The sequence below is a fragment of the Sedimentitalea sp. genome (assembly GCF_039973035.1).
Classification (GTDB): Bacteria; Pseudomonadota; Alphaproteobacteria; order Rhodobacterales; family Rhodobacteraceae; genus Sedimentitalea.
This window is the reverse complement of the sequence record NZ_JBDWLR010000060.1, coordinates 48,336-68,148: the sequence shown is the minus strand read 5'-3', so window position 1 is coordinate 68,148 and position 19,813 is coordinate 48,336. Positions and strand designations below refer to the sequence as shown.

Here is a 19,813-nt window from a genome sequence, read left to right as displayed (position 1 = left end):
ACTTTCGCTTTCTCAGTTATTCGATCAGAGCAGGAAGTCGTCCTGAAGAACAATGACCAATTCCGGTGCATCCCCTTCAGCCGAGTCGAAGGAATGTGCGGCACGCCCGCCAGACCCGGTGACGCGGAAGCCCAATGCACCATCGTCGATTCCATCCGATCCGATCACGGATTGGATCAAATCGCTTATGTCTGGGGTGGTATGCTCGTCCCCTTCCGTCCAGCTTTCGACATTGCTCCAGACGAAATCGTCGACACTGTAGGTTCGATCATCCGGCGTGGACCCCGTTGAGTAGGTCGCCGCCGCTTCGGTGTCTTCGATTTCGATGACAAAGGATGCCGCGGAAGATGCCGTTTCGTAAGAGTTGAACCGTATATAGGCTTCCTCGATCACTGCTCCGTCCGGAATCGTGATGTCATCGAACCGGAGGCCAACGCTTTGCGGGCTAGAGCCGTTCAGTCCGAACTCCAAATCCGAACTGCCTGCTCCTCCGAACGCCTCCCAATCATCCGACGATGCATCGATCGCATAGACCAGTTCGTTGCCGCCGGTGACCGGATCATCCGTAACAAAATCCGAGTTCGCCGCGCCGCTGCCGGGGTTGGACCCTTTGTAGAGCTCAAAGTAATCGACATGGTACCCTTGGCTACGGCCATCGACCTGGATGGTATAAAACCCTTCTTCTTCGATCGAAATGGATGCGCCAAAGTTGCCGGGTAGCCCGTCGATCGTGCCTGCGTTGCCCCAGGTTCCGTTGTTTGGCCCACCGTAAACTTTGACAAACCCTCCCGTGACCGGCTCGGCCTCGTTCGAACCTGCGCTGGCAAGGAACTCTTCGATGTCACCCGTGCCCGAGTCTTCGGCATGCTTGAAGTTCAGCCAGATGTCGTTCTGCTGATCCGACGCCGCCTCGCCATCACGCGAAACGATGAAGCTGAAGTTGTAGGTACCCACAGCTTCCTCGGGTACATAGATCGTGTACTCGAGCATTTCGCTGCCACCGACGGCATTGTCGATCCCAGTCGACGTATTGGACCCGAACAGATAGTAGCCGTCGCCCTGGAACCCGGACTGACGCCCCTCTTCATCAGCCGCAGTCGCGTAGGACCATTTGCCGCCTGGAGTGGTGCCGCCCGTGCCATTTTCATCCTCGATCTGGATCTTGAAGTACGTGTTGTTGCCCGATCCGTTCATCTCAAAGTAACCAGTTGGCGTGATGACCGGGTCACCGTCAACCGGGCCACCATCGTTGGTCAGAACGATTGGTGCTGTGACATTGCTGATCGGCAGATTGTCGTTGTCCGTGTCGATAACACTAGCCACAAAGGTAATTTGCGCAACATCGTCACCGTCAAAGGTGCCGTCTGCCTTGTTGTTGGCAACCGCGTCATCATAGTCGAACATCCCGGTTGCATCAAAGGTTCCGTCACCACCGATCACCACATCGACGAACTGGGTGTCAAAGTTGTTTGAAACCTCAAAGTCGTACCGGTCCAGACGATCTTCGACCAGCTCAGCGATACCATTCGATGCTTCGGTGACGGGGTTAAAGCCCTTGGACAACATGATCCGCACGGTGTCGCCCGGTGTTCCTGTCACCTGGATCGTCGGTTGAGTTCCACCGTAGGTTCCGGTTTCGCCAGCATTGACGCCGTTGACCGCAAGTGTCGGCGTGATCGCAGGCGTCACATCCTGACTGGCCAAGGCGACCGAACCCGATGCGCTGCCATCCGTGGCCAGTTGACCGGTGGCCGTTGTGCCATCGTCAAACAGAACCGTAAAGGACGACCCGATCAGTTCGTGGCCCGAGATACCGCCGACATCCCAGCTGTCGATGGCAGTGCCGTCAACCGACGCCTTGGTCAGACCGGCAATCGAGTTGGGGTCCATGTCGCCAGAAAAGCCAACCGTTTCACCGTTGGTGAACCCACCGTCGGTTGTCGCGCTGAACTTGACGATCGCACCTTTGTACCCGCCGTTGGATGGGCCGCCGGTACCGGTAGTGTTCGCCAATGGATCGACACCCGGCAGGAAGTACCCTCCGTCGCCGCCACCGATATAGGCACCGGTTCCACCGTCAGAGTTCACGGCCCAGGGTTTAGCAACGTTGTCGCCGCCCTGACCATCGGGATCGAACACGCTGTCGGGATAGATCGCGTCGCGAGCATCAAGGAAGACTGCCGAGATTTTCTTGTCCCCGACATTGGTCACCTGGAAGGAATTGGCCCCATAGTTCGAGCTTTCGATGTTGCCATTCCCAGCCATGATTTCCAGAACTGCGGCGCCGGTCGTGCCACCTGCATAGCTGGCAGTTGTCACCAGATCGGTTTCGCCCGCCAGAATTTCCAGCACGTCCTCGGAACTTGGTGCGCCTGTAACGGGGCCGCCGACATTCTCCAGATAGATCGGCGCGGTGACCGGGCTGATCGACAGGTTGTCGTTGGCGGGATCAATGACGCTCGCCACAAAACCCAACTGCGCAACATCGTCGCCGGGGAACGTACCGTCGGCCTTGTTGTTGGCAACCGCGTTGTTGTAGTCGAACATCCCGGTGGCATCAAAGGTTCCGTCAGAGCCGATCACGACATCGATTGACTGGCTGTCAAAGTTGTTGGACGCCTTGAAGTCGTAGCGTTCCAGCCGGTTCTCAACCAGTTCTGCGATACCATTCGAGGTTTCAGTGACCGGGTTAAAGCCTTTGGTCAGCGTGACCCGAACGGTGTCACCCGGCGTGCCGGTGACCGTGATTGTGGGTTGTGAAACACCATATGTACCGGTGCTACCTGCGCCCACGCCATTCACTGTCAGCGTTGGCGCCGAAGCGGTAAAGCCTGCTTCGCTCGCCAAGGCCTGCGACCCCGAGGCACTGCCATCACTGGACAGTTGGCCATAGGCCGTGGTGCCGTCATCGAACAGAACCGTGAAGGTCGATCCGATCATCTCGTGGCCCGAGATCCCGCCAACATCCCAGCTGTCAATGGCCGACCCGTCAACGGATGCTTTGGTCAGCCCCGCAATCGAGTTGGGGTCCATATCGCCCGAGAAACCGACCGTTTCGCCGTTCTCAAAGCCACCGTCAGAACCGTCAAACTTGACGATCGCACCTTTGTAGCCGCCGTTTGACGGAATGCCGGTACCGGTATCGTTCGGTAGCGGGTCCTGACCCGCGAGGAAATAGCCACCATCACCGCCACCGATATAGGCGCCCGTGCTGCCATCAGAGTTGATGCCCCAAACCTTGAAGGCATCGTCGCCACCTGCCCCATCAGGGTCAAAGACGACATCTTGATAGAGCGCATTCGTCACATCAACAAAGACTGCCGCGATTTTCTTGTCGCCTGTGTTGGTGACCTGGAACGAGTTGTTGCCGTAGTTCGACGATTCAATGTTGTTCTGACCCGTCATCACCTCAAGCACTGCAGACCCGACTGCGCCTGCGCCATATGTGGCATCGGTGATCAAATCGGTCTCACCATCAAAGGCATTCAAGGCATTTGTTGGATCGCCGGTCACAGGGGGTGGCGTGATTTCACCGCCGAGCTTGATGATCTCAATCGCGTTGATGATCGGGTTCTGGAGCGTGTCCTGCAGGAACCCGATGTTCAGCGTACCATCGGTAACCGTGACCTGCGCCGACAGCACTCCGACGTCGGCACCGTACAGCGCACCCGGATCAATGTCGTTCCACGCAGCCGGCACGACACCTTCCAGCGACGCATCAAAGTTCCGGAAACCTCCTTCCTGAGCGGTCGAACCTGTATAAAGTTCGGAAACGAACAGCCGCACTTCGTAGTCTTGGCCATTGCCCAACACCGATGTCGGAATATCATAGCTGAATTCCGCATCGCTGGAGCGCAGACCGTCCAGAACGGCGACCGGCACCCCATCCGGGATCGCACCCAGATCGCCGCTATACCCAAAGGTATCCCCGCGATTGTCGATACCGTCATAGTAGGAAATCGGCGATGCCTCGCTGTCGCCCGTCCAGTCCGGACCATCATCCGTAGCCGCCACGGTCGGACCGAAGGCGTTGATACGGAAGACAACTTCGTCTTCGACAATGATAACACCATCATCAGGTGCCGTGATCTCAAGACTGTCCAGCTGCGCGACAAAGCCCGGCGAAGAGGACGGAATGGCATGGGTAAAGCCAACGGCCACACCGGTTTCCGCATCAGCCAGAGCCGCCGCAAGGGCGCCCCCGATTGCTGCGTCGCCGAGGTCGAGCGCGCCAACCACCGTACCGTCATCGGCGCGGAACTCGATCGAACCCGTTACCGTCGCCGATGTTGCATCTGTAGATGCGACATCAAAGGTGATTTCCGCAGTGGCAAAGTTGTCCAGCGTGACACCATCGGGCAGCGGAACATTCGCAGTCGGCGACGCACCTCCATATTTGGTGCCAACATCAGCATCCTGCTTCTGGAATTCGACGACACCAGCGCCCTGACCAAAGACCAGTTTGATCATATCCGCACTATCGATCCCCATGACCAGACCCAGTTGGTCATAGCCAGCCGGATTTGCCACATCACCGGCCCAAGGGTTGAGAACAACCGCCGTCGCCGTGAAGTCACCGTTCTTGACGCCAACCACCGTGTCATCTTCGGGGGTATTTGTCGTGCCGGTGTCTCCGGTTGTCACCGGATCGACGCTGAGCAGACCGCCGGAAACCGACGCGGCACCTGTATCTTCGTCAAAGACGCCAGCATTCGCGGTGGCAGGCAAAAAGCCAGTCATCCCGTTCTCGAACACAGTCCCGTCGATGTCAAAGTCATAGGAGCGGGTTTCACCCGAGGCGAGGGTCATGCCGTTGTCAGCGTCATAGGCAAACGCATCGTCGGCGTTGTCGACACCATCACCATCCACATCGGTATCAAGCGCGTTGACTGTGCCGTCGCCATCCAGATCCTCATCCGGAGAAACCGCGCCATAGTCAAAGGCCACGGTCAGATCGAACGTTGCAACCACCGGGTCCGCGATACCGTCCGAGGCTGTCACTTCGACTGTGAACACACCCTCTTCGGTCGGCGAGCCGGTAAACACGCCATCCTCGATGGTGACACCTGCCGGCAGACCTGTCGCCGAGAGTGTCAGGACCGCACCGGCATCTTGATCCGCAAACAACGTCGCAAGACCCGGAAGCGTAATCGGTTGGTTCAGACCAACTGTCGCATCAACCAGAAGTTCCGTCGGGGTCGGTGCATCATTTGCATCGCTGACCGTGATCGTCATCTCTTGCTCGGCGACGACGTTGCCGTCATCGGCGGTCACGACCAGATCATAGACATTATCCAGATCGGCATCGCCCGGCTCTTCAAAGTCGGCCGGAGCGATGAACGAGACAACACCCGTTTCCGCGTCGATCGCGAACGCTGCCGCATCGGCACCGCCGGTGATGGCATAGCTGACATCAACACCCTCGGGATCGGTTGCCACAACGGATGCTGCCTGCAACTCTCCTTCGGCCACGACCTGATCAGCGGCAGAGCTGAACTCTGGCGGTGCGTTGTCGACCGGATCAAACCGGACCGCATCGATCCGCAGCACTTCACCAGATTCCGCTTGTCCGCTCAGAACAAGACGGGCGCCAACCGGGATATCGACCGATTCAAAGGTGTATTCCGTCAGGTTTCCGGCTTGGTTGCCATTACCCTGCCCTGGCAGATCAGTCCGATCCATCAGGAAGCTGCCTATTTCAACCAATGGCGATCCGTCGCCATAGTCAAGCGATGCGGTCACCGATGCCACACCATCGCTTTCATCAAGGTGGATGATGGACACGTCATAGAAACCGGGAACAACACCCTTTGACTGAAGATCGGTCGAGATGCTGCCGGCCCTGTCCACGTTGACGCGGATAACCTGCTGCCCCGAGGCAGGGGCCGCAAAGCTCTTGTAAAAACCGTCGACTTCATAAGCGGGCTCGTTAAAGGCTGAAAACTCTTCTGCCTCGATCAGAACGGCTTCGCGCGGCGGGCCGCTTGCGACGTCTAGCTCAAACGAGGTGAACGCCGATTCCGCGCCATCGCTGGCTGTCACCGTGACCGTAAAGATACCACTTTCGATGGGCGTACCGGAAATTTGGCCGGTGAACGTATCGATCATGACGCCATCGGGCAGCCCGTCAGCCGAGTATTCGAGAACGGTGCCCTCATCGACATCAGTGAACAACCCTACTGGCAGGTCCAGAATGAACTCGCCGTTCACGATGATCGATTGGTCTTCGAAGACACCCGTCAGAACTGGCGCGTCATTGGTGTTTTCAACGGTCAGTTCGAACACACCGGTTGTCGCATTGCCTTCGGGGTCAGTGGCGGTGATCCCAATGGTATAGGTTCCGACATCATCATTTTCAGGCAGGCCGACGAGGACGCCGTCAACCAAGTTGACGAAATCAGGCTTGTTCACAAAGGTGAATGTCAGGTTCTCAAACGGAGTATCAGTGTCAAAGAACGGCAGGTCAATTTCGAACCCGACATCCTCGGTCAGCATCTGATCCGGGAGCGTGCCGCCAAAAATTTCAGGAGCTGCCGTGCCCGATCCCCCACCTGGCAACGGTTCAACCAGTTCTACGTTGGCGAACTGCACCGAGGACGTGGCATTGCTGTCGTCATCATTGATGAAGGCAAGCGATGCAAAGGATTGGCCCGCAAAATCTGCCAGCGAAATCTCATAGCTGGTCGCTTCGCCGACTACTCCGTAGAGACCCTGATAGTCCTGATTGGCATAGGTCGAAAAGTTCTGATTGCCATAGATCTGGAACAGCGCTTGATTGCCCGACCGGAAGTTCCCGTCATTCTCCAACCCGATCGCCACCACTTCACCCGTGGGGTTCAGCACGGTCAGGTCAAAACGCAGAACGGTATCTTCGCTGACCAGATATTCACCATCGGCGAAATCGGTCATCTTCCAGACGTTTCCGGTGAGGGTAAGGCCATCCCCTTCGGGAGTGACTTCGTAGCCTGTACCAGGAGACGCATCCTGTCCGCCGTAAGAGGCAATCGGGCCGTCGTTAAAGTTTATGGGCAGGACAATATCGCCTGCACCCGGCTCCAGCACATTGATCGAAACGGTCGAGACCGAGGTTTGGCCCGCGCTGTCGGTGATCGTGTATTCAAAGCTGGCCGGACCGGTGTACCCGTCTGCGGCAGTAAAGATGATCAGCCCGTTCTCAAGCGAAACCTCGCCGTTTATGGCATTGGCAACTGCGGTAACGGTGATTTCGTCGCCATCTGCATCCGTGTCGTTCACCAGCAGCGAACTTGCCTCAATCACCAGTTGGGCATCAGATTCCATGACCTCCTCATCCTCACCGGCGAGCGGTTTGGAGTTGAACGGTGCCGGTTCAACGATGCGAATATCGCTAAACACGCTGCTTGTGGTCGTCGGGTCCGCATCCTGATCGTGCATGAACACGAGGTATTCAAACGCGGACCCGGCGAAATCGGCCAGCGGGATCTGGAAGGTAACAGTCTCTTCGGCGGTATCGTATGTCCGGAAGTCCTGATTGGCTTGGTTCAGCGTGCCATTCGTGCCGCCAAGCTGGAACAGGGCCTCGTTTCCGTCTGTAAAGGAGCTGTTGTTGTCCAACCCGATCCCCAACATCTCGGGAATTTCAGGTGACGTGAGTGTGAACCAAAGCTCGCTTGTTTCGGTGATCACGGCATCGTCCGGCAGCTCGATCTTTTGCCAAACGTTGCCTGACAGAGTGACGGACTGCGCCTCTTCATCAACCAAGATCGAACCAAAGCGCGAATTCTGCCCGGTGTAGGCGCTGGTATTTGCCTGCGCGACCATCAGCTCTGTCGCCACACCACCGACTTCATTACTGACGTCAATCACAACAGTGCTTGTCGAGACTGCACCCCATTCATCGGTCACCGAATAGTCAAAGCTCGCGGTGCCGCTGAAACCGGCTGTTGGTGTGAACGAGATGGTGCCGAGCGTGTGGTCAAATTCGACCGTGCCATTGACCGCATTGTCGACCCCAACAAAGCTGATCGCATCGCCGTCCGGGTCGCTGTCATTGCCCAGCAACTCGGTGCGTGAAATCGCAAAGACGACACCCGGAGCTGTGGAGCCCCCATCTTCACCAAGAACCGGCGCGAGGTTGTCTTCGTCAACCTCGCCGTCCTGATCGTTGTCTTTGCCATCGTTGATTTCAGGAGCGTCAGGAAAGACGGTGTCGTCGGCATCGTCGGCATCGGTCATGTCGCTGACATAACCCTCGGGCGCCTCGTAGCCTTCAACGCTGTCAGTTGCGTCGCCAAACGAGTCTTCGTCTGCATCGCGGTAGAAAGTGAACGGACCATCGACGCCGCCAACCATTAGGGTCGAGCTGCGCGCCGCTGTGCCGCCGCCGACAAAATCGACGGTATAGGCGATAGTCACCTGAAGGCTCTCGCCACCTGCCAGCGCTGTTGCGAACTGTGCGGGGTCAATTGTAATGGACGTCCCGTCCTGCGCAAAGGTCACAGGATCACCATTAGCGTCAAAGACGGTCAGACCGCTGACACCTTCGGCGTCCACTTCTCCTGCCACTAGATCGACTTCGGCAGCAGCCGACGTTTCAAGTAGATCATTCAGATCCGGGGCTGCTGCATCCAGCGTCAAGGTGACATTGGTGCCATCATCCGCCAGTACGACGGTTTGCCCGTCAATTTCGCCCGACAGCGTGAGTGTGGTGTCCGTCAGCCCGTCGCCATCGGTATCCACACCGATGATGGCAGACCCAATGGACCGGCTGACGATGGTGCTTCCGCTGCCATTTTCGACGGTGATCGCGTCATCGTCACCAAAGCCGCCAAAGGTGTCACCATCAAGCTCACTTGCGGTACCCGACACGGTGTCTTCGCCGCCACCCAGATTAACCGTGTGCTGGCCAAGACCGGCTTCAACAGTGTTGTCGCCGGTATTGAGGACAACCGTCCCGCCATCGTTGACGTTCTCCGACAGGTCCAGATCTTCCAGATCGGGATCGCTCAGATCAAGATCACCGGGACCATCAAACTGAACCACATCAATCCCATCGGTAGAGGCCGGAGGAGTCGCGGGATCGGTTACAACAATCCGGTTTTCGACGTTCACGGTCACCATGCCGGAGCCTTCGCCGCCGTAACCGTCAACAACAGTGTAGGTAAAGCTGGCGGTGCCTGTGAAATCAGGATCGGGTGTGAAGGTCACGATGCCCGAAACGGCATCCAGTACCGGCGTCCCGCCGACACCCGCCGTGACGCTGTCAACGGTGAGGGCATCTTCGTTCGCATCCGTATCGCCCATGAGAAGGGTGGAAACCGCGATATCTACCGGTGCGCCCTGCTGGATTGTAAAGGATTCATCATCCGCAACCGGATCAGCGTTATCCTCATCGATTTCACCGTCCTGATCGTTGTCCTTGCCGTCGTTCAGTTCGACCGCGTTCGGATAGATCGTTGCATCGGCGTCGTCGTCGTCACCGGATTCCAGTGCGTAAAGATCGGGCTGTTCATAGGCCACGATGGTCGCTCCATCCGTAACCCCGTATCCATCACCATCAGCGTCCGGATACCAGGTGAATGGCCCGTCAACACCGCCGACCAACAGGGTTGCGGTGTTTGGCAGATCACCGCCAAGGTTGTCAGTGATCGTATAGTTGACCGTTAGGGCAACACTGTCGCCATCGTTCAGAAGATCGGCGAACTGCGTCGGGTCAATGGTAACGGTTTGACCAACCAGATCGAAGGCGACCGGATCACCACCGGCAGTGGTCACCGCGACATCGATGACCCCCAGAACATCGCCGTCTTCGTCTGCTGCAGCAGCATCGGACAGGAGTGCGATTGTAACCAAAGCCGCCGTCTCAAGGACACTTGGCACTGAAATCGCGGTCGCGGTCGGTACATCGTTGACGTTCGCAACATCGATATCAAAGGTCGCTTCGGCAGGCGGATTCGTCCCGTCGTCGGCCAAAACCTTAACGGAAATGAGCCCGATGTCACCCTGCGCAGGTGTCCCGGTAAAGGTTGTTCCGTCAAAGCTCAGCCAAGCCGGGAGCGGGCTGTCATCCGCAAGCGTTGCTGTCAGAACAAGGTTCTCGATCCCACCATCGTCAGCAAAGGTTTCAGCAGGAACCACAAAGCTGAATTCCGCATCTTCGTCAATGGCTTGTGCCGTGATCTCGGTGGCGACAACTGGTGCGTTGTCAGGGGCAGACAATTCCAGATAATCCCATTCTCCGACGAACCGATTGTTGGCTCCGTTGGACCAGTCCGTGAGGGTAATGCCATAGGCGATCCCACCCTCGCCGCCGGTCAGCGGGTTGGCGCCATCCATCGCATCGGCCAACGATCCGGTGATCTCGCGCGATGCTGTCGTGATCGTTGCAATCTCGGTGTCAGTATCGTCGTACAGGATCGCAGTACCCACAAGGGTTGCAACCTCACCTGACTTGTCGACCTCAAACCGGAACAGAACCGAAGCGATGTCTTCCTCGATGATCTCCGGCGTCTGGTTTTGAAGGATGATATTCTCTTCCTTGATACCAGTCAGGCTGTTTTCCTGCGATAGCTGAAGGCGCGGTGTCGCTTGAAAACCACTGATCACGAACTTGATGTAGTCGTCAGTGCCACCGGCCCCAAGCGTTATGCCAAACGAGGCATACTGCAGCGGGATGGCGCCAAGAAAACCGCCCCGGACCACGCTTTCCACGACAAAGTGATCCACACCGGACACATCCGCCGCAGACTGATAGCTGTCTTTCAACGTGTTGCTCGCGCCTGTGCCCGTTGCGTAGGCGTCGGTTTCACTCGACTCGATCTTCAGAACGCCGTCTTCGATAAAGGATGTCGCTTCGGTCGTGCGGTCGCCATATGGATCGGCCTCGGAGGAACCGGTAGGCGAAAAGGCCGGATTGACCATGATGCCGGAGAACCCGCCATCTTCGCTGAACAGATCCGTGGTATCCACATCAAAGTCCTGACGATAGCTTCCACCCAAGGTCAGGGTGTTGCTCAGGCCATTGTCGCCATCATAAGCGAACGGATCCGCAGCGTTCAGGATACCATCGCCATCGATATCCGCAGGGTCGATCGCGTCGTCATCCAGAATGGTGACTGTGGAAACCCCGTTGCCCAATGACACGGGGCCAGTCGAAACGGCATCGGTGATGGTGACGGTGAAATCCACATCGCTGAGTTCCGTTTCATCATCGATCAACGTGATGGGCAGCGTCGCAGACGCCTCGCCCGCTGCAATCACGATGGTGTTGGTGAGTGGTGGTTCATAGTCGGTGCCAGCGATGGCCGTTCCGTCCGCGACGGCAAAGGTGACCGTCATCGCGTCTGTCAAATCGCCGGTACGGGCAAAGACGATGTCTGCAGTTCCTTCGCCCTCTTCCACCGAAATGTTGGAAATCGAGAGCGTCGTTTCGCCAGCTACCACTTCGACCGCTTCGCGGACGACGATGGCGCTGATCTTGCCGCGGTCGGCGCTTGCAAGGAAAGACAGGTCAATCGTGCCGTTTTCGCCCGGCGTGATCGGATCCGGCAATTCGATAATGATCGGAGCATTGATATCGCCGCCGTTGTAGGCCAGCGGGTCGAAGTTATCCAACACGCTGCCTTCGGCAGGTGCTTCGCCTTCGATGGCGACATCAAAGACGCGCACTCCGGGGACAGATGCATAAATCTCGGCGAAATACAGGTCTACATAGTAGCTGCCTGCCGGGTCGATACCCGGGAAGCTGATCGCGGCGCCGAACTCGAAATCACCATCGTCGTTGATCTCGGTTTCATAGACGGTTCCGTCAAAGGCCGGCTGAGCACCATTGCCACCATTCCCGTCAGTAAAGGCCGCGCCCCCGGTGAATGGAGCACCATCGGTACCGCTGGTTCCGGCAACAAAATCAATCCCGTCCTGGGTCAGAGCCGGACCACCTGCGTTGATCGCATAGAGAACCTCGCCGCGTTCATAGGTGCCGGTTCCCGCTGCATCGTCTTCAAGCACCTGGGCCGTCGCCGCAGTCGCATCGACGTCGACATCAAGTGCGCCACCAGCATCCACAGCACCCGTCAGTGTGACGGAAAGAGCTTCGGCACCGTTGTCGGTGTTGTCATTGTTCACCGAGAGAACCAACGCACCCGTACCGTCGACAAACGACACCAGCGCCGTCTCGCCGACAAGGTCCGCGGTGTCATAGGTAATCGTCAGATCGCCCGCAAAGTTGTCGGTTGCAGTCAGATCGAAACTGACGTCTGTCGATCCGAAATCACCCGCCTCGGTCACATCCGCAGGGCTGGCCACCGATACGGTGACATCGGCCGGAGCATCCGTGAGCTGGAAGTTGAGCGTCGCGGTCGACGGGAAATCGCCGCCTTGGTTCAGCCAGATTGTGTAGGTTCCGGCCTCGAGCGGCAGTTCAAAGCCCGAGAAATCGACGCCTTGTTGATTTCCGCCTGCTGCCAGTTCGGCCAGAATGTCGTTTCCGACAAGACCATCGCCATAGATAAGACCGCCCAGCAGATCGCCAACGTTTTCATAGGTGGTCGGGTTGGTCGTAACCGTGTCGCCCACCTGAATGCCGATAAAGCCATTCGTGTCAGTGCCGCCAGTGACGGCATAGCCATCCAGAATGATCGAAGACAGCACCTGCCCTTCTGGGACCTCAATGGTGAAATAGTCTCTGTCGCGGCCACCATCAGCGGCATCGCCCTGTTGGCTGGCCGTGATGACGTTGTCACCGTTCTCCAGCGCGGGAATGTCGGTGGGATCAAGCCCATCGTTTGAGAAGTCGCCGTAAACGACACCATCCGCAGCATCCGTGCCTTCGACAATCTCAACCTGTGGCGAGGTTACCCGCACATAATCCCAAGTGGCATCAAAGCTGTCGACACCGGCCCCGGCGTCATAGTCCGTCGACGTCACCCCGACAACTGATGTACCAGCATTGATCGCGGCAAGGACCGCCGGTGGGAGCGCCTGAGCCGGAGCTGTGGCAAACCCGTCCGTTGCGTCCGGACGGACTCCGCCTAGGACCTCTCCGGAGTCGTCGAAAAGGGTAACGAACTGCGCGATTGTCCCGGCAACTTTGTCAACAACCAGCGCCAGTTCGACAGATGCGACATCAAAGAGCGTGAATGGCGCTGCCGCTGCGTCGCTGATCGCAGTCAAGGAAATTTGTTGGTTGACTGGCAGTTGCGACCACATCTGTACTCCGTTGCCACTGCCACCACCAAAGATCAGCTTGGTGAATTGACCGGAATCCTGGTTGGTTGCGGCGTCATCGGTGGCGATGATGATGCCCTGTTGAAGGTAATTTGGAATGACTTCGCCAGTGATACCCAGACGTGTGAATTCTTCGGCGGTGAACGGGTTGTCAAATCGTGTGCTGATAAACACCTCTTGGAGGGCTGCATCAGAGATATCGACGGTTTGGACCAGATCGTTCTTGGACGCGGTCTGCGCAGGTTGGGACAGATCACCATCCGACGTGGTAATGACCAGCTTTCCATCCACTACCGACACTTTTGCATCCTCAAGCGCAGCGGCCCCACCGAGCAAAGTCGAGAAACCGGTCGCGGCGCTACCGCTGCCTGCTGTTTCGAATTCCAGGCCAAAGATTTCGCCGCCAGCCGGAAGGTCGGTTCCGATATCATTCGCCTCGATCGTCACAGTCGCATCGCTGTTCGCGGCGTCTGCGACCGCATCGCCAGATGTATTGCTGACGCCCGTGATGGAAACGGTGAAGGTTTCAGCGGCTTCCTCTTCGTCGTCGTCAATGGTCGGAATGGTGATGGATGCCGTCGCCTGATCCGCAGGGATCGTAACCGTGAATTCAGTCGGGGCAACAAAGTCGGCGCTGCTTGCACTGTCCAGGGTGACCGTGAACGTGACCTCAACCTCTTCGGTCAGATCGCCGATCCGTGTGAACGCAACCACCGCGTCGCTGCCCTCTGCCACAGTGACATCTGCAACGGAAATGGTGGGCGGCAGATCCGAGGGGATCGCGTCATAGACAACGATCGCACTGTATCCCGCCTGACCGGCCGAACTGTCGACATCAATCGTAATCGTACCGTCAGTGACGGTCACATTGTGCCGGAAGAAGGTGGGCGCATCCGCACCACCCGCATCCGCGAATGCGTCAAAGCCAACCTCGACCGATTCGCCCTGAATGTAAAAGTCTCCGACCCGCGTGCCCGCGCTGGTCTGGTAGAGTTCCGCGAAATGCAATTCCACGACATAGGTGCCGTTGGCGAAACCGTCATAGGTCGCTGTCCATGTGTCAGCGTTGCTGTCGCGATAGGTGTGGTACGCCGATCCATCCAGATCCACGCCGCCAGAGTTGCTGCCAGTGCTGCCTGATTGACCATCGACATTTGCATTCAACTGGGCGTTGGTCTTGGGGCTGGTGTAATATGTGCCGCTGTCAGCCTCGAACGCAATCGCGTTGCCAGCGACATCTGTGATCAGAGTATCGGCCGCAATCGCGCCGCCGTACCGATCGTTGTCGGTTCCGCCCCCAACAAGGTCAGTGCCGAGGTTTGCCGCGGCAGTCAGATCCGTGGTGCCGACGTTGATCGCACGAACAACTGTACCACGGACGAGATTGCCGAGATTTGGCTCTAGCACAAACGCACCGCTGGTCTCTGTCGAAACATTTGCGGCGGCGTCGGAATAGGCACCTGCGGCAACGGTGACCTGGCCTTCGCCAGCGGGCCACGAATTGTCATCGCGTGACAGCGTGTAGGTCAATGTCGCAATTGTTCCACCGGCGCTGAAAACGACCTCAGGGCTGGACACAGTGTCAGGGACGATCCCGCTGAACATCAATTCGGACCCGTCCAGAGCCGTGAAATCGGCCGCATCAAAACCGACATCGTCGCTGAGCACGACGGTCGCAAAACGGTCGCCGTCCTGAACACTCAGCGGGTTATCAACATAGATTTCTTCGATAACAGGAGCGGTCTCGTCAACTGGCGGTGCGACATAGCCCAATTGAGTGATCTGGATCGCGTTGACCTTGGGATTTTCGAACTCGTGCAGGAATTCGAGCGTCAGCGTGTCGTCGGTCGCCTCATAGGTGAATTCGCGCTGGAATGTTGTGCCGTTGATCGCTGCCTTTTGCGCAGCCGTCATCGTGTTTGTAACTGTGCCATAGCCCAGCAGATCGGCGGCTTCCTGGGCCGGGTTCAGGTTTTGGAATTCTGTGGGTACTTCGCCTTCGACCGAAACATCGAACTGGCGGGTCTGCCCACCATTGGCGTCCGCAAATCCATAAATGCCGTTCCAGTTCTCGGTGTAGAACAGCGTAATCGTGTAGGATGTACCCGCTTCGACATCAAATTCGTAGGTCAATTTTGGATCGGCAGCGGTATTGTCGCTCCGCTCATTCGCGAAAACCTGCCAGGGAACCTCGTCCAGATCGACGTTGCCCGAGTCGATTTCCGTCTCGGCGTCGGTTCCGCCGTTTGTATAAGTGTTGGCGGTATTCCCGGTCACCCTCACCGCACCGCTGCCATCAACAAGATCAGCGTCGCCGATCCAATCCGGTCCACCATCAATGGCTGCAATCGTGCCTTGGGTTCCTGCCGGGCCTTTGTCGGATCCGGCATTCACGCGGTAGAGGACGGTTTCAGGGGCAACAAGGCGGAGTTCCAGTCCACCGTCAGTTTCGGTGAACTGGAACATGCCCGGCCCCGTGAGTGGATCGAAATTTTCAAAGTCCGGCCCGGAGAACGTGATAGCCATGTCGCCCATCGTGATGATGGCCGAACCAGCCGAGTAGACGACACCATTGGCATCAGCCACCGTGGCATCGGTGATCAGGACGCGATCCGCCAGAGCGAAATCGGTGATTTCGTCCTGAGAAAGGGTCGCCATGGTGCCGACAATCGTGTCCTCACCCGCGCCGGTCGTGATTGTGTTATCCCCGGCGCCGACAACGAGGATGTTGTCGTTCGCGTTGCCTATGATGTCAAAATCCGCGGCGCTGCCGCTGCCATCAAAGTTCTCGACCGTGGCATCCAGCGGTGCAAGCGCGGTATCGGTGCCGGTGTATATGACTGTATCGAGACCATCTGTGCCCACCTGCCCGACTTCGGCTGCGGTGGTTGCGGCGATTTCGTTGCCAAAGGCTTCGATATCCAGATTGTTGAAATCGATTGCGAGCAGACCGTTAAAGCCCGCATCATCTTCGTCGTCTCCGCCCGTGTCTTCGGCAAGGAAACCAATCGCGGCGCCGGAATTCAGTTCATTGGCACCTGTGCCAATGGTGTAGTCTCCGGTCAGTACGTCCTGCAGAACACCGCTCGGCAGTGAGAATCCGGGCGTACCATCGTTCAGCGGCACATCGGTGAAATCGGTGTCCCCCAGCAGCCTGTACGAAACCGAGACAGCAAAGCCGTCGTCCATGTCGATCTCTAGCCGCAGGTCGAGTGTTTCAACCGAAACGTTCGCCAGTTCCGGCACGGCGATCTGCGCCAGCGTGACATAGTTGGCATCGCCGATCTCATATCCGACCTCGATGCCGGGTGCGCCGTTCACCGACCCAAAGACCGCGCGAACAAAGTTTGACTGCGTGCCATCCGAATAGATCAGTCCGGCCAATTGACCGTCCTGTTCGGTACCACCCATTGCCGGTATCCAGTTCTTCAGGTTCATCGTCGCGACAATGCGATGGACATCGTCGGACGGGCGGATGCCGGTGTGCAGCACGTCACGCGCGGCGTTTGCCGATCCGACGACCGACCCATCCTGTACGTTCTTGATCTGCAAGATCGGCGCGTTACCACCTGGCAGCACGTTGCCGCCGATGTCGTAGAGACCATCCTGCTGCTGATCTATCGAAAAGTTCTCGTCGGCTGTCTGCGCATCCTGGTTGGGGGTCACACCATCCAGCGCCGCCCCCAAGAGACCGGTTCCCGCCAGCGACGTCGGGAAATTCGTGTTCTGTGGGTTGAAGTCCAGCGTCAATGTCTGGCCAGCTTCAAGCGCATAACCGTTTTCGATGCTGTACTCGAACGGGTCAACAATATCGCCGACGCCATCCAGATCGTTGTCGAGCGGATCAACGATATCCGAACCCGCAAGCGCAACAGTCCCGTTTGCAGGCTGGAAAATCTCGATCAGAGGGCCGTTCTGGTTGTAGGTCGCAGCCCAGACCGATCCCTGGAACGGTGTGGTCAGACCCATCGTGTTCACATCGTCGCCCAGTGCCGCAAGACCCAGTGGTCCGCCCCCGGCATCCAGAGTGGTCCGATCAGATGCGACGGCGTACCCGCCATTCATCTCGCTTTCGACCTGCCCGTCCTCGTTCCGGCCCATGATGATCAGGTTGCCCTGGTTCAGCGAGGCCGCGAAGATTGCGCCAGACATCTTGATGCCGTTGGCTTCGTCATCCAGCAAAGTCGATGTGTACTCGGTCAGGCCATTGATCGATCCGTTGCCGGTATCCAATGCGCCATCGTGCTGGCCAGCTTCCAGATAGTCGCCTTCGATCGCATTGGGGCTGACGACAATCTCGGCGATGTCGGAGGGCAATCCGGCGGTGCCGATGAGCGTTCCGCCGGGCGACACACCACCCGTTTCCACGATCAGCGCCGAACCATCGGCCTGCACATAGATATCATAGGCAATGCCCGGAGTAACAGCGATGACCTTTTTGGTCAGCTCACCCGTGTCAGCACCGTAAATGCCGGTCGTCGGGAAATCGGTATCGTTGTCTTCAACCTCGGTCAGCCATGCGATGACTTCATCGTAGTCGCTGCCGCCGCCGTTGCCATAGCTATCCTGATTTGACACCAGCAGAAACGCGTTGTCCGTGCCATCTTCGGGCGAAAACAGAATGCCTGCACGGCTGCCTTCGGCCCGTGTCGGGTTCGGGTGACCACCATAGACAACCGTCAGCCCGGCGTCATTCTGATAGACCTGTTCACCGCCCGCCCCTTGCGACAGCTCGCGCCCATCCAGATCGTCCGAGCGCGTGACCTCGTGAAAGTTGTCCTTGTTGGACGGATTCCAAGCCTCAAGGTTGATGTCGTCGTTGCTGTTGCCTTCGCCATTGTTCAGGTTCGTCGCGATGTACCCAAGGGCCTGGGCGAAATCGACAGTGCCGGTCGATCCAGCCTCCCCAACCGGGCGCCCACCCCAAGAGTTGTTGGCGCCATTGTCATAAGTGAAAATTCGGCCATCGTCGGTGACTTCGACATCATAGGCGTTCCGGTAGCCGGGCGAATAGATTTGAACCGGGCTGTCAGCGGTGATTTTTGCAGAGTTCAAACCATCGTTGCCGCCATGCGGATCCCCGGCATCGTCCGTTCCCGCGCGCGTCGGATCGTCGAGTGTCGGGATATCATAGACATAGCTGCGCCCACTGTCGGGATCGGTCAGAACATCCATTTCGCCGATCGCGTCGAGATCGATTTCAAGGATTGCACCGGAATACGGCTGCTCCTGCTGACCTGCAAAGTTGTTCGACGGAGCACCGGAGTTGGCGTTACCGCCGTTGGCAACGATCAGACGCTCGGAAACCAGCAGTCCTTCAGCATCAAATTCCTGAATGACCTCAAGTCCGTTGAGCGCATGGTTTTCTTCCGACCGCGCCAGACCGCGGACGATATCCACCGCTTCCCAGCTGTCAGGGCCTGTCTGCGTCAGCTTTGTGATCGTTCCGGAATTGGTATCAAGATCGGCGTCGTTGCCTGACCCACCTGCACCGATCCTGCTGTCCGAAGACGTGACATACATCGTAACCGCTGGTTTTCCATCGATAAAAACCTGCTCGCCCGCGTCGTCATATTGCGCGGTCACGTCAATGCCAGTCACCTGACGATTGGACTGACCGCTGCTGGTGCCGTCATCATTGAAATTGGGAATGGACTTGACCTGGCTCAGCGTCAACGAGTCTGTAACGTAGAAACTTGCCGTGGGATCGTCGTCGGTGGGATCAACATCTCCGAACGCTACGGTCAGCACCTTAACGTCGCCATCAACCTCGGTCACGTAGAGCCGCCCATCCGCGCCCCAGACCAGCGCTGTCGGTTGTGAAAGGCTTACCTGTCCATTGAGATCAAGTGTGCTTGAGGCAAAGTTATTCGTTACAGCCATAACTGTTTATCCCTATCTGGGTTAATACAACAGCGCTCAGAGCGCCAAAATTTTCGAGTGAGGTATCGGCTCGTTTCGAAACACAAACCGTTTTCGTAGGCTGATCTCTATCGTTCACGCCATACGGTATATTCCGTACGGCGCGACCTTCATTTCCTGAGAACGCATATTTACTTCAATGCTTCCCTAACACTCACTTCCCTACAGAATATGGACCCCAACTGCGTTTTGCAGGCAAGCATTAATCTTCTGTTAACCTTATTTCGCCACCATCTTAGCCACATTGGAGAAAAAAGTTTCCAGAAAATATTTCTTTATCTCATACCCTTACATGAGATCTTGCCCAGATATTGACAGGTGAATAAATTTTTCGCACTTCTAGCGACCATCAACCGGCGCCTGCGCGTCGAGAAACGAAATTCCCTCATAGCGGTATTAATATTCTGCGGATTGAAGGTGTAAGCTGCCAGAATCAATTCTGTCAATTCCGACTCATTCCCAATCTGGATGAATTCGTAGTCTATGCATTTTGTGCTCTGACGTGGCTCTAATCTTGTGGTCGATTGTCAGAAACACTCTTTAGAAAATGAACGAATCTCCCAATTGTATGAGTATCGGCAACGATACCCTATCTTCAGCAACATTGTTTTTAAAACACAATGATGCATTGGCGAATATATTAATTGAGCAGTACGTATGTTCTGGCCACCGTCTGGTGGCAGCAAGA

At 57.1% G+C, this 19,813-nt stretch carries 1 protein-coding gene; it reads right to left on the bottom strand.

Annotated elements, in window-relative coordinates; translation table 11 throughout:
* Positions 1–24 precede the first annotated feature (24 nt).
* Entirely contained in the window at positions 25–19,086 is a 19,062-nt protein-coding gene (locus ABJO75_RS14860; RefSeq protein WP_348134168.1) for a malectin domain-containing carbohydrate-binding protein, read from the bottom strand.
* Positions 19,087–19,813: the final 727 nt, after the last annotated feature.

Coding starts and splice junctions, on each gene's coding strand:
- ABJO75_RS14860 (WP_348134168.1), bottom strand. CDS start 19,086: ATGGCTGTAACGAATAACTTTGCCTCAAGCACACTTGATCTCAATGGA.